Raw genomic sequence first — 16,368 nt, forward strand, 5'->3', positions numbered from 1 at the left:
AATACTAACTAGCATAGCTAATAAAAATTTAAAATTTATATATTATTTGTTAAGTAATGTGAAAATTATATCTAATGGGCATGCGCGTCATTATATTTCTATTGTGCAGAATTCCATTGTTAATATTGTTCTTCGGAAGAGGATAAAAAAATTACTGCTTTTTTATCTACACTTGATAGCCTTATCACTCTTCATCAGAGTTACAAAAAAAGAGGTAAAAATGAATAAAAAAAGGACAAAAATAACTTTTTATGAATATTATGAGAATTGAATAAAGATTTACAAAGAAGGCGCCGTAAGAAAAGTGACCTTAAAAAAATATTTACTCGCTTTAACATGAGTAAAAAAACTAGCTAAAAATTTAAAAATAAGTGAAATAGATAGAATTTGTTACCAAACACTTTTAAATGAATTTGCAAAAACCCATGAAAGACAAACAACTATGGATTTTCATAGGCAATTAAAGTCAGCTATATTAGATGCAATTGAAGAAGGTTATATAGAAAAAGACCCGACTTGAAAAGTAATAATCAAGGGCGTCAATCCTAAAGTTAAAAAAATAAAATACTTAAATCAATATGAGCTTCACACTCTGCTAAAAACATTGCATCTAAAAGATAAGCCAAATATGGATTGGTTAATTTTGCTAATTGCGAAAACGGGAATTAGGTTTTCCGAAGCAATCGCACTAACTCCTGAAGATTTTGATTTTGCAAAACAAACATTAAGCATAAATAAAACCTGAGACTATAAAGACTCAGGAACTTTTCAACCTACCAAAAATAAATCTTCGGTAAGAAAAATACAAATTGATTGAATGGTGGTTTCTCAATTTTCTAATCTAATTAAAGATCTGCCGCCCGATAAACCTTTTTTTATAAACAAACATATTTATAATTCTACTGCCAACGAAGTGTTGAAACGCAGATGTTTAGAAGCAAAGATACCAGTAATAAGCATTCATGGCTTAAGACATACTCATGCATCTTTATTATTGTTTGCTGGCGTTTCTGTTGCTAGCGTAGCAAAAAGACTAGGTCACTCTTCGATGTCCACTACACAGAAAGTTTATTTGCACATAATACAAGAGCTCGAAAACAAAGACATTGACTTGGTAATGCGTTCTCTTGCCGGTCTTGTCTAAGATATAATAACAAGTTTCAAACTTACTTTTTAACGCTTTGATTAATATTAAAGTTGTAAAACTTTTTTAATAGAGATTTTAAATATTTTTTACAAATTAATTATTTTTCGTTTTAGATTCGAAATTGTATCTATATTTTATTGGTTCTTCCCCGTACAAATCCTTACCTAAAATCTTTTTGATTGTCATCCCGTTATTGACATCATTAACAAAATAAATATAATAACGGTTTGAATGCGCTTTCATTACCGAATATTCATTAGCTGACATTTCAAAATATATTCTATTATTTAGATTAGAAGATGTTGATTTTACTTCAATAAAAATTTCTAAGCCGTCATTTTGAATATAACTAATGTCATACCCTTTTCCGTCGTCTCTTTTTGAATCAAAGCATCATGTAAAAATTTCTTTTATGTTCAAATCTTTTTTATGGTTATTTAAGTATTTATAAACAATTTCTTCAGCTTTTCTTCCGGTTAATCGTTTAACTTCTTCAGAACTTGGGTCATATATTAATTTATTTTTTAATCCCTCACCAGTCCTTATTGTTTGATAGCTCTTTTCTATTTCTACGTCAATAGTTGAATATTCGCTTATTTTTTCTGTTTCAATTGTTGGTTTTTCATCTTTTCTCAAATATTCTCGATAGCCATATCAGCTATATAAAAAAACCATAAATAAATAAGGGTTGATAAGTTTGTTAATCTCATTATCAATATAAAATTTATATAATTTTTCTCTTTTAATTGTGCGCCCTTCTTCTGGCACAAAAGGTATGTTAAACAAAGTTAAAATAATATTTAAATCGTCTTCGCTATAAATAGGTAGTTGTTTGTCACTATTATATAAATATGCTATCTTATTTTTAAATTGCGGGTTTAATGGGTTCTTTTCAAGACTTTTATAATCATTAATATTAGCCGCATGTATAGCATCAACTAAGGCTTTTTTAATATTCTTATAAATATCTTCTATTGTGTTGCCAAAATTCTTTCTATACTTCGTTCTTTTATCCCTGAAAACATATTTATTTTTTCTTTTGTCTCAATATACTACAAACTTATGAAATGCCGTTGTTCTGCCACTAATTGCCCCAAAACAATCAAAAGCTTCTTCTACCATATAACAAAACGATGTTTTATTCTCTCTTCCGGTAACATATTCTTCAATTAGCATTATGTTTATATACTCAATACTAAATTTGTTCTTAAAGTTCTCTAATTCTTTTTGTTTGTTTTTCCACAAATCAACATGGTGTTCATAATCTTTTGATTTAATTCAAGTTATTAATTTAGAATAAAAATTATTTAGCATAATCTCTCCTTTTATTTAGCAAAACCAAAACGCATAAACATTTAAATAAAGCGACTTATTAGTTTAGGTAAGATATTACTTACTTTTATATTTTTATTATATTGAAATGACCAAATTAAAATAAAAAATCGCGTTGTAATTTCAAAACGCGAATTTTTTTGTTTTGCCGTATCTTAATTTTTTGCAATTCTGCTATTTAGTTTTAATACACAAACTGCTTCAATATGATATGTTTGAGGAAACATATCTACCGGTTGTAATTCATCACATACATACCCTCGCTTTTTAAACTCCGCAATATCTCGTAGCATTGTACGCGGGTTGCAGCTAATATATATAACTTCTTTAATTTGTGCGTCAGCTACTTTATTAATTATTTCGTTAGTCATTCCGTTACGAGGTGGATCAAAAATTATTGCATCTATGTTTGAAATGTCTTCACGTAAAAAGAACTTTGTGGCATCTTCTGCAAAAAATTTAATATTGTCAATATTGTTTAATTTTGCATTTTGCTCAGCACTTTTAGAAGCTGCTTTATTAATTTCTACACTATATACTTCTTTCGCTTTTTTTGCAAAGAACATTCCGATAGTTCCCACTCCCGCAAATGCATCAACAACAGTTTTGTTTTGAGCCTTCAAGGCCTTTAAAGCTTCGTGATACAAGTTAATGGTTTGTTTATCATTAACTTGATAAAAAGCATCATAATGAACGTTAAAACGCAAATCATCAAGCGAATACTCTAAAAAGTTATCGCCATGCAAAATAAAATTTTGTTTAGAATAATTATTTTGAACTTCATTTATTATTGAAGCAACATTTTCTAAATCAATAATTTCTTTTAAATTATTTACTTCAATATTTAATTTGCTTGATGATACTAAAATAATTTGGATTTGATTTGTTTGATTTGAATGTCTTAGAACTAATTGATTGATTTTTCATTTTTCTTTTAATGGTAATTTATTAAAAATTGGCAATAAAGCTATATAAACTGCTTCAATTTCTTTGTGAGCTAAAGGTAAGGAATTTTGTTCAATTAATGTGTGGGTATTTTTTTTATAAAATCCAAAATACAAATTATTATTTTTCAATTCAGCTTGCAATGTTATTTTATTACGATAATAATATTGTTGCGGTGATCCTAATATTTTTTTTATTTTAATTTCAGGTAGATTACGGTTAAAAAGTTTTTCAATTATTTCTTGTTTGAATTTTAATTGGTCTTCATATGACAAAATTGCTAACGGGGCCGAACCACTTTCGATTAGTTCAGGAAACTCACATTCAATTCTTAAAGGTGATGTTTTAAGCAATTTAATCACTCTTGCAAAAGCAATTTTTTTATTGCTTCAAAAAATTTGGATGTTAGCCTCTTCATCAAGTCATAAATTCTCACAAAATATAGTAAAATCCGGATAACGGATTACACCATATCCTTCATAACTAACTTCGGTTGCTTTAACGTTATTTATGATTTGATTATTTTTTATTTCCATTTTATTTTCCTAGACAGAATTTGCTAAACATATTATCAAGTAAAGCTTCATTGTCATGTTGTTTGTTTAAAATTTCACGTAAACTTTCTCATGTTTTGGTTAAGTCTAAAATTACAACTTCGGGACCAAATCCAGCATCTAGTCCGTTTGATGCTTCTTGTAATGATATTGCCGCTTGTTTTAATAAAGATAATTTACGAGTATTATAAATAATTTCCGGATCATCTAAATTAACGGTGTTATATTTTTTGACTAAAGCATTTCTTAATTCTCATAAGCTTTTGGTTTTAGTTGAAATACATACTATGTCTTTAGGTCAGTCTTTTAATTCAATTAAATCAGTTTTATTCATTACTGGAATGTATTCTTTACCGATCGATAACTCTTCAATCATTCTATCTTCTTCATTTTCTTTATTATTAGGGTCATGTAAGTGTACGACAATCTTAGCTTCTTTAATAGCTTGTTTCGAACGTTCAATACCAATTGATTCAACCGTATCATCGGTTTCACGAATTCCGGCTGTATCAATAAGTTTAAATAGAATTCCATTAATTTGGAATTCACCCTCTACAATATCACGTGTTGTACCAGGAATATTCGTGACAATAGCTTTTTCTTTTCTTAATAAACAATTCAATAATGATGATTTACCAGTGTTGGGGCGCCCCACCAAAGCAACTTCGATGCCGCGATAAATATCTCCGGCATTTTCAGATTTATTAATAATTACATCTAGTTTTTGCTTAAGGGCGTTTACTAAAGGTTGTAATTTGTTTTTATCCATTTGCTCAATATCATAATAATCTGAGTAGTCGATATTTATTTCGGTGATCGAAATTATGTTCAATAGCTCTTGTTCTAGTTGTTCGATTAGCTCATTATCTTTTGATGCAAACTGAGCAATTGCAATTTCGGCTTGTTTGTTAGTTTTAGCATGGATTAGATTATTAATAGCTTCAGCTTTGTCTAAAGTAATCTTTCCATTTAAAAAAGCTCTTCTAGTAAATTCCCCACGCTCTGCCAATCTAGCTCCATTAGCTAGGATTAAATTTAAAATTTTATTAGTTACAATCACTCCACCATGAGCATTAATTTCAACAGTATCTTCCCCTGTGTAATTTTTATCACCAATAAATCAATTGATTAAAACTTCGTCAACAACTTTATTAGTGGTATTGTCAATAATGTTTCCATAGGTTATGGTTTTATCAGTACCGATTTTCCCGGTATATATTTTTTTTATAATTTCAACAGCATCTGGACCACTAATTCTGATAATAGAAATAGCTTGATTGATGTTACCTGATGAAATAGCTGCTATAGTATCTTTTAAAATCATAAATTAAATTATAGTATAAAAAAATTAATAACATTAAGTTATTGAATTTTCAAAAATAAATATAAAAATAGCGTACTTAATGCCTGCGGTTTGAAAAATTAATAACAAATTATTTGATTTATCTAATTAAAAATTTTTTATATTCTAAAGATAATTGATCAACAAATACTATTAATTAATAAATAATTATTAATAATATTTAAACTAAAAAGTTTTTACTTATTTAAATTAATAATATATATAAGTGTTGTCGGTTATGTTAATAAGTTTATTATTACTCTTATTTTAAGTAATTTATTCAATGTTAATAAAAATACATTTTATTTACAAAAGTGTAGAAAATTATGTTCATAAAGTTGTAATAGTTTTTTTATCAAAATCAATTTCAATTTCTGAGCCTAGTTCTAAAATCATCTTAGGATACGCATGTCCTATGTTGACATTGTAAAGAACTGATAAATTAGGATATTGTTTGAAGAACTCTTCATAAACTTTTTTGTATTCTAAAAAGTAAGCCTGATCTTGTGGTTTTCCGATAATAATCCCGCTTAATTTTTCAAAACAACCAGACGTTGCAATTAATTCAAGCATTTGTTTGATTTCGGCTGGAGTTTTTTTCTCTTCAGAAGTTTCTAATAATAAAACTTTTTTATCAAAATTAGTCTTATTTGTAAATAGATCGTATTTTTATTTATCTCATATTGAGCACTATTATTTTTATCCAATAAAGCTGCAATACTTTCTAAACATCCACCTAGCAAAATGCCCGAAAATTTACTTTTTCCTTGTAATAGTAAAAATCCGTATTCTTCTTTGTGAATATTTCTTGAAGTGTTCAATGATTTCGAGCTAAAATCTTTTCTCTCTTCATATCAAACATCAGAAATTTTATATTCTTTTTTATCACCTTTAAACAACCATTCAAAAGCATCTTTGTTATATGGAAGCATTTCTGTATTTAATTCAGCCAAATCAGTAATAAAAGCCTGTCCATAAAATGAAGGAACGTTCAATTTATTTAGCATTAAATGGTTTATCGTTGTATCTGAATACCCTAAGAAAATTTTAGGATTTGCCTTAATAATTGCTACATATTCAGGATTATCTAAAATGTAGGGAATTGTCCGATAAGTATCAAAACCTCCGATAGCGCAAATGATGCCTTTAATATTTTTATCAAGAAAGGCATTAATTAAATCTTTTGCTCTTTTATCCGGGTTTTTATCAATAAAATCTAACCCCATTAAACAGTGTTTAGAAAAACGGGGCAAAAGGTTAAATTCTTGCAATCTTTTTTGTCCTAATTCAACTTGATGGGCACAAAATTTTTCGCCAAGCAAACCGCTTGATAAACTAATAATTTCTACTTGATTATTATCTTTTAATGGTTTTATTTTGCTCATTTATTTTTCTCCATTTCTCAAAACATGATTAAATTTATCATTTATAATAATGATAACATGAAAACAGATAATAAAAATATAGCGCCAGAACGAACCAATAATATAGAAGCTAATAAAAATATGACATTGAATGCGAGATGACACAAATTTTGTGGTTCGGTATTCAGGGCAATGTTATTACCAATAGGAGTATTGACATTTTTATCAATCGTTTATGGTATATTGGAATCAATAACATTGTATGGCCATATTCCGACTAACCGTGTTCTATATAATGCTCAGCTTGTGTTTAAAGAATTGATTAATTTTGTGCCTATGTTTGCGGCGGTTTCAATATCAATTGCGTTCTCAAAAAATAAATCTTTAGCCGGGATAGCAACAACAATAGGATATATTTGCTTCATAATGATCCAAACGGTTTTTATTAAAGAATACACAGGCTATCAATTTGGTTTATTTAATAGCCAGGTGATTAAATTTGACGGCGCCGGTTTTATCAATAGTTATGGTGGAATTTCAAGCGCAAGTAAAGTTGAATTCAAACTAAGATACTTTCAAAGCAATCTAATTTTAGGTTTTATAATGGGTTATATCAATGCTAAAGCAGTAAATTGAATATGCACAAATCCACAAAGAAAAATTGCCTTGATATTCAACGAAAATATTATGTGTTCAACAATAATAATTATGATTTCATTACTTGTGGGAATTATTCATGTTTCAATAATGATGCCGCTAGCTTTAGGTTTTATCAAATTAAATAAATTAATTTCAGAAAGTGTGGCACTAGAAAAAGGAAGTTCCAAATCACTGTTTGCGATTTCGTTTATCTTGCTTTCAACTATGCTAGAAATTAATGAAGGTATAATAAACACCTTTTCAATTTCAAATATTTATGTATTCCGTTTTATTTGCGCAATGTTTGCAATACCTGTACTTGGAATTGTTTATATTATTAGCGCTGATAAAAAGAGTCAATTACATGCGAACGCTTTATATATTTTCTCAATTATTATTGCAATCTTATTTGGTAAGGTGCATAGCTTAGAAGCAACATTATTCTTTATTTCCCCAATTATGTTCTTTGTTATTTTAGGTTTAATGATTCCGCTATTTAGTTGATTTGCTATTCTAGCAGGTTACAATGGCACGGTTGTTTTGCAAGGAAGCTGAATTTATGTTTTCTATGCTTGAAGCAAAGGACTAATTAGAAGCATTTGAACAATCTTTGTTTTTGCTCCACTAGCAACACTTGCGGCCTCTTCAAGCTTATATTTCTATATTAAAAACCAAGGTGTCAGCGTATTCGGAAAAGGTCAATTATCAAGAGCTTTAATCGCCAAAGAATATGCTACTCACGATAAAGATTATGTTGTGTTTAATAAATAGGTTATGGTATAATAACATAAAAGGTAACTATGAAAAATTTTGGTAAAAATAAAAAAGAAGTTAATAAGGAAAAACTATTAGAAAATCTTGATAAAGAATCAAAGAAAAACAAAAAAAATTCTAAATTTCAAGAATTAGAAAAAGTAGACGAAGGCTTTGTAGAAGCAGAACTAGATGACGAAGACGCAGATGAATTTCATGAAGAAACTACTGAAATGGAATTATGACAAGGCCAAGAAATGGACGACTTCGAAGACATTGATCTAGAAGACAATAAATAATGCCTTTTTGGCATTTTTTTAATTAAGGAGACTTGAAATGAAAATAGGAATGGTAGCTGAATTTAACCCGTTTCATAACGGACACAAATATTTAATAGATAAAATCAAAGAATTATACCCTGGATGTGAATTAATTGTAGCTTTATCATCAGATTATGTACAAAGAGGCGAAATGGCTTGTGCTTCTTTTGAAGATAGAAAGAAAATAGCACTGAAACACGGCGTTGATAAAGTCGTAGAAATTGACTTTTTTACATCAACGCAAGCTGCGCACATCTTTTCCGAAGGAGCAATTAAAATATTATTAAGAGAGGGGATTGATTGCCTTGCGTTCGGCGTTAGTGATACGGACGATATTAATAAGTATATTAATGCCACATTGGCGATTAAAAGTAATTTAGATACTTATAATCAAGGTGTTAAAAAGAACCTAAAACAAGGCCGCTCTTATGTATTGAGTTCATATTTATCGTTGGGCGAACTAATTGGTCAAGAAAACATCCCTGCTGATATTTTAGGATTAGAATATACAAAAACGGTTGTGTTTAATGATTTGCCAATTCAATTGAGATGTATAAAAAGAACAGCGGCTCACAACTCATTGGAAACAAATGCACAATATGCTTCAGCAACCAAGTTAAGAGATATGCTAAAAAAAGGTGAAGACATTAGTCCATATTCACCAATGAAAGTTAAAATTCCTTTTTCTAGAATTGAAGACAAGTATCCTGAATTTCAACGGATTGTAAGAGAATCATCAGCTGAAGAATTAGCTAATATAATGTTGATGTCAGAAGGTATGGAAAATCTATTTAAGAAAAATATAGAAGCTAAAGATTATGATACTTTTGTTGATGAGTGTACTTCAAAAAGATACACAAAATCAAGAATTAAAAGAGTTATGCTTTACACCCTTCTTGGTATAAAAAAGTCTCAAAATAATTAATTAAAAACCACCACAACTAAGTGGCGGTTATTTTTATATAAATTTAAGTATTTGAAATTTGATTGTTATTACCGTCGTTGGTAACTTCATTGTTCTCGGCTTCCAAAATTCTTTGAGCTTCAGCTTTTTCTTGCTCTTCTTTGCGCTTCTTAGCTTGAATTTCGCTAGTTGGAATTTTTTCTTTTTTCTCAAGTACTCTAGTTTTAAGATCATTCATAAATGCACCTGCGATAAGACCAGAAGGGATAGCGATTATTGCTATTCCTAGTAATGAAATTATCATTACAATAACCCTTGCGTTAACTGAGTGAGGGGCAAAGTCACCATAACCAATTGTGGTCAATGTAATAGTTGCAAAGTATAAAGCCTCAAAGAAGTTTTGAACAACCCCATTACTCAAGGCTTGATATCCAGGGTTTTGTTGGTAATCGGTGATTTCTGGATTTGCCTTGATCCAAGCTTCTTGCTCATTGTGCAATCAACGGATTTCGTTGTTTAGTATCAATAAGGCAAATATAACGATTAAAAATAAAATAATCGTAAAAACATAAATTAAAACTTTCTTTTGTCTTGTAAAGACATTTAAAACAACTCTAAATGGGGTTATTAATTTTAGAACTAAAAATAGTCTAAAGATTTTAACGATGTTCAATGCACCTAAATATTTGAGACTATCTCTTTCTGTAGTATCTTCTGGCATGAAATAGGAAATAACGTTAAGTGATGAAACAATACATAGAAAAATTACTATCGCGGTTCCGGAAATTAAATATTTAGCAAATGCGCTGCGATGTTCATATTGATATTTTTTCTTAAATGCATCGATATAAGGGAACGTTATAAAGTGAGCGATATAATCGAAAATAAAAATGAATAAACCAGAAATTTGAAAAATCTTCATAGTTTGTTCTCATTGTGATTTTCAATCATCGCCTGGTTTGATTAGGGCCAAAAATGAAAGAGTACATGCAAACGTAATTATCAATGCATAAACTATTTGATAAACTAAAATCCTTTTTCGTTTTCTTTTTAGACTTTCTGGCAAGTCACGTTCACATCAAATTGTGTGAGCCATAACCTTAAATATAGGGTTTATTTTATCTAATTCTTTAATTGGTTTTTCTTGTTTTTTCGAATCTTTCATACTAAAAATTATAGTAATAAAAAAATAGCATAAGCTATTTTCTTAATAAAATTATCAAATTTTTACCCGTTTTTCAGGTGCTAAATACATTTCGTCACCTTTTTTGACATCAAATGCCTCATAAAAACCGTCTGAGTTTTTGATTTGAACATTGGCTCTTAATTTACCAGGAGCGTGTACGTCAGTTTCTAAAAGCATCTTAGCAAGTTGTTCACGGTATTTGCATTTTCAAATTGTTGCAAAGTTGATGTAGAAATCTTTGATATTGAAATCACTTTCTGATTGAGCAGCTTCAAAAGCACACGACATACCGCCGGCATCAGCAATGTTTTCTGACACTGTTAAACGACCGTTACATTTACCGTATTCGGTTTTAACGCCATTGAATAATTCAACCATTTTTTCAGCTCTTAAATCAAATTGTTTTCTATCTTCTTCGGTTCATCAGTTAATCATGTTACCGTTTTCATCGAAGTTTGCACCGTTGTTATCGAATGCGTGTGAAATTTCGTGAGCAATAACAGCTCCTATGCCACCATAGTTAGCACTGCTTGATTGTTTTGAGCTATAGAAAGGAGCTTGTAAAATACCAGCAGGGAACACGATTTTATTTTGAGTTGGACTGAAGTAAGCATTAACCATTGCAGGGGTCATTGATCATAAATCCTTATCAACTTTTTTCATGAACTTATCGAATTCGCTTTGTACTATAATTCTTGTAAATTCTAAGCTGTTTTCAAATAAGTCGTTTCAACCTTCATAATGTTTAACGATGAATTTTTCATAGTATGCGTCAATCTTTTCTGGATAACCTACATATACTTCCATTTTGTTTAATTTAAGAACTGCCTTAGCTTTAGTTGCTTCGCTTAATCATGTGTTATTTTCTAATCTGTGTTTGTAAATATTGATCATTTTTTGAATCATATTTTCAATAACTTTTTTATTTTCTTCCCCAAAGAAGGTTTTTCCGTAGTATCTTCCAAATACCATTTTATAAAAACCGAATGTAACTGCATCGATTGCTGTGTGTTCGTTGCTTTTTGGTTTCTTTTGACCCTTTAACGCCATTTCATATTGTTTAGCAATGGCACGTGTTTGATAGTCTAATAAAGAAGCTTTCTCGATAATAGTTTGAATATATAAAAAGGCTTTATATGCTTCAAAATTTTCTTCAACTAAAACTTTGTCATATCCTTCGACTAAAGTTTTTGAAACAGCAACAACTGTGTCAACATTTTGTTTAGTTAAAGTATTTAGAATTGGTGAGAATTTAATAGCTTTAATAGTTGAGTCAACTACGTCCATTGAGACTGGGTTGTAAATGTTGGCGATAACAGCATACTCTTCAGCGCTTAAAAGTAATTCTGAAACAATGGTATCTCATTTTAGAGCTAATTCAACTAAACGTTTGTTGTGATTTTCGTCTTTGTTGAATTTTCTTAGTAATTGCATTGCCATGCCACTTCATACGGCGTATAAGTTATCTTTTTTCTCTTGGTTTGAGTAATAACCTTTTTCAGGTAAAATGGCAACAGGGTCACTCATATAAATAGTTTCAACGTCGCTATTTTTAAAGTCAGTCATAATGCTGAATGGAACAGGAACTGTTAAACGCATTAAAGCTAATTCGGCATATTTATTAGCAACATCACTTCATGAATTTAAGCCTTCAATTAATTTTAATAATTTTAAAATAGGTTTAACACCGCTCATACGTCTTTGTCTACCATCACGTACAAGATTGTAGTATTTAACCATTTCCACTATTAATGGATCGGCAGGAACTGTAGAAGCATCTTTACTTCATTCTTTAAATAATTTAACTTTTAATTTAGTTAGTTTTGAATCAATGTCTTCAAATGATCCAATGCCCGATTTGTGAGCAGGAATTTCATGTTTCTTAATTCATTCGCCATTAACTGCCTCAAAAAAGTCTGTTTTTATTAATTGTTTATTCATATATTTATCCTCCTAATATGTATAAAGAATATTATGTGTATGTTTGTATAAAACCTTACGATAACTCTTGTAATCAAGTCTGTCAAAAATTACTTTGATATTGTATACGCTTGATTTTTCAAATAAGGTATTCATGTATAGTAATATTTCGGGTTCGTTCAATCTATTTGCTAAAGTTTCATCTATTAACACAATCTTAACTCAAGGATCAATCATGGCTAAGATATCTTCATTTATTTCATTTATTTTTAAACCAAATAAATATTTAGTGCGTGGATGTTTCGCAACATTATCTTTGATTTTATTAATACTTTTAAAACTTGTGAATTCAATAATTTGTAAAAAACTTTCATAAGTCTTAGCAGCTTCAGCAATCTTTTTAAAATCAATAGCATTAAATATGTAATCTTTTAAAGTTAGCGCCGAGTGACTTGGTTTGAGTTTCTTTAATTGAGTATAGATATTAACAAACATTTGCCGATATATATCAAGTTGATTTAGGGTTTCATTATCAACACAACCCAGCGCATTAAATTGGTTAGGAACAATGAATTCCTTCATTTCGCTTTTTTGGCCTTGTAAATTTCTAACACTAATCTTCTTAGTTTGTAAATCTAAGTTATTAGTTCAGTCTGAAATATTTTTATACACAGTAACAAAGTCTTTGTATTCATACGAATCTAAAATATTGTTATTGGGTTTAAAAGGTTCATAATTTTTTTCTGGTTTGTAATTAATTTTCAAATAATCAATGAAAATTTGCATGCTCTTGATGTTCATTCCTGAAAAAAATGAGTTATCTAATAAAAATATTTTTGAATATAATTTAATATAAATTTTTGACCATTCTGTTATAAGCGAAGCCGCATAAGTTGCGCGATTAACTCCGAATGTATCATGCGGAAATACAAAAAATAATTTATTTCAATCTAGAAACACTTTTATTCCATATATCCCTTCATTAACACAATGTTTTTTGAATAGGGCAACGAAGTTAGCGGCATTATATACGTTTTTAATGTCTAAGATAAATAACACTGCATTGTATTTACTTTCGACATTGCTCAAATAAGACAAATTAGATTGAATCGGCTCGAAAACCTCATCTTCTTTACCGTCGCGATCTTGTCAATAAAGCGTGCCATAAATTAAATCTTGCTCGTAATTATCAATATTGATATTTACTTTCGAAATAAGACGTGTATCATGTTGATTAGTTACTTCTGTTTCAAGCTGAGTCAAAATATTTTTTTGTATAGCTTCTAAAAAGCGGTCTTTGGTTTCAGAATTATATACATTTAAAAAATCATCTAATTTGATTCATTGACCACTTGCTAAATTAGATTTTTTGTAAAATCATGGTTCAATATTGATATTGGGATCATCATTCGCTATTTTTACTCTAGCCTTATTTGTATCGATTAAAAAAACAAAATAACCGGTTGAATTTCTGACTTTTTTTATTTTTTTAGTAGTAACTCAAAAAGCTAAAAATGTAAGTAATCCGATTAATAATATAACCAAAATTATTCATATAAAAATTATAGCATGAGCGCTTTTATTAGTGGTCGCTGGCGCAACTGTCGCTAAATTAATATTATTCATTTTCATCCCATTTTTTAATAGCGGCATGGTTTTTATCTAATTTTCTAATTTTCTTATCTATGTCAAATTTAACTTCGATAATACCATCAAAAATTTCCAAGATTACACCTTTACCATAGGTTTTGTGAGTAATAAAATCTCCGACGATAAAATCATTGTTGTTTGTAACTTCGGCAGCAATAGAAAAGTTGTTTGCAATTCTAATAGCCCGACCTTCATTAATGCCTGATTCAGATAGGAATCTACTTTTTTTATTAATCCCATTACGTCCGACAGAGAATGATAAGAATAATCTTTTTTTAGCTCTAGTCATAGCAACGTATGCCAATCTTCTTTCTTCTTCTAATCCTTCAGGATTTTCTTCTGTTTGGTCTTTTAAGAAAGTGAAATCTTTTTGTGGAGAAAGAATGATAGCTCTTTTTAGTGGAAAAATGTTTTCTGATAAACCGGCGATGAATACATAATCAAATTCAAGGCCTTTTGCATTGTGCACTGTCATCAATGAAACATAGCTAGCAGCATCATCTTCCACATCGCGATCAGTAATTAAAGTAATTTCTTGTAAGTATTCATCAATGCTTCCGCTTGGGTTTTTGTTTTCTCAAGTTTCAATGGCTTCAATTAATGAGTTGAAGTTATCTAATCTGCTTTCATATTCTTCTTCAGAGTTTTTGAATTCCTCGAAGTATTTGATTTTATTCAACATAAATTCTTTTAAAGTCAAATGAATTGGATTTGTTTGGATAGCACGTCTTGCTCATCTGATTTCATTAATCAAATTAGCAATATTTTTTAAAGTATCCATTGAAATTCTTAATTCTTTTTGAATTTCTGAAAAATTAGTTTCTAAACATTGGAATAAATCTAGATTTTCTTTTCTAGCAAAGTTTAACAATTTGTCAATTGTTACTTGTCCGATTTTTCTTGAAGGTTTGTTAATAATCCGTAACAATGAAATTTCAGAACCATCGTGAATTACTCTTAAATAAGCAAGAGCATCTTTGATTTCTTCACGTTGGTAGAATTTGATTGAACCAAATAATTTATAAATGGTGTTTTCGCGAACTAGCGCTTCTTCAATTGCACGTGAATAACTATTAACTCTGTATAAAATAGCAATATTTTTCAATTGTACGCGGTTACGTTTCAATTCAGAAATCTTGTTAGCAATTCATCTTGCTTCGGCTTCATCGTTAAAGCCGCAGAAGAATTCGATTTCTTCACCTTCTTCATTTTCGGTAAATAATTTTTTATCTAATCTTAATTTGTTATATGAAATTAAGTTGTTGGCTGCTTTTAATATTTTTTTAGTTGAACGATAATTTTCTTCCAATTTAACTGTAACAGTTTCAGGATAGTCCTTATCAAAGTTCATAATAATATTAATGTCGGCATTTCTTCACGAATATATAGTTTGGTCAGGGTCACCAACGATAGTTAAATGTTCTGTGCTTGCTAATTTTTGCATAATTTTATATTGCAATAAACTAGTGTCTTGGAACTCATCGATTAAGACGTAATCAAAACGTTTTTCCCATTTGGCTGCAATTGCAGAAAATTTTGGGTCATAGAACAAACGAAAAACAAATACCAAAAGGTCATCAAAGTCAAGAGAGCGTGATCTTTGTAAGTGCGCTTGATATTGTTCATAAATTTTTTCTTTAGTTTTAGCTACTTCTTTTTCGATGGGAATCAAATGCTCATCTTCTTTGCTTTGATTTGAATCTAGTTTATTAAAATCAATAATTTCATTTTTTCTATTTTGGATGTATGACAAAATAGAAGAATATGTAAATTCAGTTTGAGAAATATCAAGTTCTGAATAAACAATTTTAAGAATTTCTTTTTGATCTAATTCATCTAAAATTTGAAAATCGTTTGTATAACCAAAGTTATGAATTTCTTTTCTTAAAATCTTTGCACACATAGCATGGAATGTTGAAACTACAGGTTCAGATTCTAAGTTGCTATTAGCTAAAATACCAAATACCCTTTGTCTCATTTCATTAGCAGCTTTATTTGAAAAAGTCAAAGCTAAAATACGAGAAGGTTTAATACCAAGATTTTCAATTAAATAAGCAATTTTATAGGTTAAAACTCTGGTCTTTCCAGAACCAGCTCCAGCGATTATTCTTAAAGGGCCCTCATTATAAATAACAGCACTTTTTTGTTGTTCGTTCAGAAGATTTATATTTATCATTTTTCCCCCATATGCAGTTTGTAATTAAAGTAATTATTAATTATTAATAATGTATTATTATAACACAAAGGACAACAAAAGCCTGGAGACGGCGTAATTAAAAGCCTAAAATTTTACCAAAATGTGTAAAGAAAAT

At 29.3% G+C, this 16,368-nt stretch carries 13 protein-coding genes; 4 read left to right on the forward strand and 9 right to left on the reverse strand.

Features of this window, described 5'->3' with window-relative positions; genetic code table 4:
• Positions 1-1,144: site-specific integrase (locus FJR74_RS07670; protein WP_306766866.1), on the forward strand; the 1,144-nt coding region annotated here is incomplete at its 5' end.
• A 96-nt stretch (positions 1,145-1,240) separates the two neighbouring features.
• Here the strand turns inward: FJR74_RS07670 and FJR74_RS07675 are convergent.
• The 5 genes from FJR74_RS07675 to FJR74_RS01630 all read right to left on the reverse strand — a co-directional run bounded on the left by FJR74_RS07675 (position 1,241) and on the right by FJR74_RS01630 (position 6,705).
• Positions 1,241-2,461, reverse strand: coding sequence for a protein NO VEIN domain-containing protein (locus FJR74_RS07675; RefSeq protein WP_140914808.1), 1,221 nt, complete (start codon positions 2,459-2,461; stop codon positions 1,241-1,243).
• A gap of 173 nt (positions 2,462-2,634) precedes the next feature.
• Positions 2,635-3,960 (reverse strand): 23S rRNA (uracil(1939)-C(5))-methyltransferase RlmD, encoded by a 1,326-nt coding sequence (rlmD, locus tag FJR74_RS07680; RefSeq protein ID WP_140914809.1) that lies wholly within the window; start codon positions 3,958-3,960, stop codon positions 2,635-2,637.
• Between the two features lies 1 nt (position 3,961).
• The gene (gene mnmE / locus FJR74_RS01620; protein WP_140914810.1) at positions 3,962-5,302 is read right to left on the reverse strand and encodes a tRNA uridine-5-carboxymethylaminomethyl(34) synthesis GTPase MnmE; all 1,341 of its coding nucleotides are present in this window, start codon (positions 5,300-5,302) and stop codon (positions 3,962-3,964) included.
• Positions 5,303-5,644: 342 nt separating this feature from the next.
• Complete coding sequence (locus FJR74_RS01625; protein WP_140914811.1) at positions 5,645-5,944, reverse strand: S66 peptidase family protein; 300 nt, start codon at positions 5,942-5,944, stop codon at positions 5,645-5,647.
• Positions 5,935-6,705 (reverse strand): LD-carboxypeptidase, encoded by a 771-nt coding sequence (locus FJR74_RS01630; RefSeq protein WP_140914812.1) that lies wholly within the window; start codon positions 6,703-6,705, stop codon positions 5,935-5,937. Before FJR74_RS01630 ends, FJR74_RS01625 begins: the two co-directional genes overlap by 10 nt.
• Before the next feature lie 57 nt (positions 6,706-6,762).
• Here FJR74_RS01630 and FJR74_RS07685 point away from each other — a divergent pair, with 57 nt between their 5' ends.
• The 3 genes from FJR74_RS07685 to FJR74_RS01645 are packed head-to-tail and all read left to right on the forward strand — an operon-like array spanning position 6,763 to position 9,321.
• A complete protein-coding gene (locus tag FJR74_RS07685; RefSeq protein WP_140914813.1) occupies positions 6,763-8,094 on the forward strand; it encodes a hypothetical protein in 1,332 nt (443 codons plus the stop codon).
• Positions 8,095-8,123: 29 nt separating this feature from the next.
• On the forward strand, positions 8,124-8,375 hold the full coding sequence (locus tag FJR74_RS01640; RefSeq protein WP_140914814.1) for a hypothetical protein: 252 nt from the start codon (positions 8,124-8,126) through the stop codon (positions 8,373-8,375).
• Between the two features lie 37 nt (positions 8,376-8,412).
• Positions 8,413-9,321 carry a nucleotidyltransferase gene (locus FJR74_RS01645; RefSeq protein ID WP_140914815.1) on the forward strand — a complete coding sequence of 303 codons (909 nt, stop codon included), beginning with the start codon at positions 8,413-8,415 and terminating at the stop codon, positions 9,319-9,321.
• A gap of 43 nt (positions 9,322-9,364) precedes the next feature.
• Here the strand turns inward: FJR74_RS01645 and FJR74_RS01650 are convergent, their stop codons facing one another.
• The 4 genes from FJR74_RS01650 to FJR74_RS07700 are packed head-to-tail and all read right to left on the reverse strand — an operon-like array spanning position 9,365 to position 16,232.
• Entirely contained in the window at positions 9,365-10,465 is a 1,101-nt protein-coding gene (locus tag FJR74_RS01650; RefSeq protein WP_140914816.1) for a potassium channel family protein, read from the reverse strand.
• Between the two features lie 51 nt (positions 10,466-10,516).
• Positions 10,517-12,427 (reverse strand): M13 family metallopeptidase, encoded by a 1,911-nt coding sequence (locus FJR74_RS07690; RefSeq protein WP_140914817.1) that lies wholly within the window; start codon positions 12,425-12,427, stop codon positions 10,517-10,519.
• A gap of 12 nt (positions 12,428-12,439) precedes the next feature.
• The gene (locus FJR74_RS07695) at positions 12,440-14,032 is read right to left on the reverse strand and encodes an MHO_4530 family protein (RefSeq protein WP_140914818.1); all 1,593 of its coding nucleotides are present in this window, start codon (positions 14,030-14,032) and stop codon (positions 12,440-12,442) included.
• Positions 14,025-16,232 carry an ATP-dependent helicase gene (locus FJR74_RS07700; RefSeq protein ID WP_140914819.1) on the reverse strand — a complete coding sequence of 736 codons (2,208 nt, stop codon included), beginning with the start codon at positions 16,230-16,232 and terminating at the stop codon, positions 14,025-14,027. Before FJR74_RS07700 ends, FJR74_RS07695 begins: the two co-directional genes overlap by 8 nt.
• Positions 16,233-16,368 lie beyond the last annotated feature (136 nt).

This window comes from Metamycoplasma neophronis, assembly GCF_006491995.1.
GTDB classification, from domain to species: Bacteria; Bacillota_I; Bacilli_A; order Mycoplasmatales; family Metamycoplasmataceae; genus Metamycoplasma; species Metamycoplasma neophronis.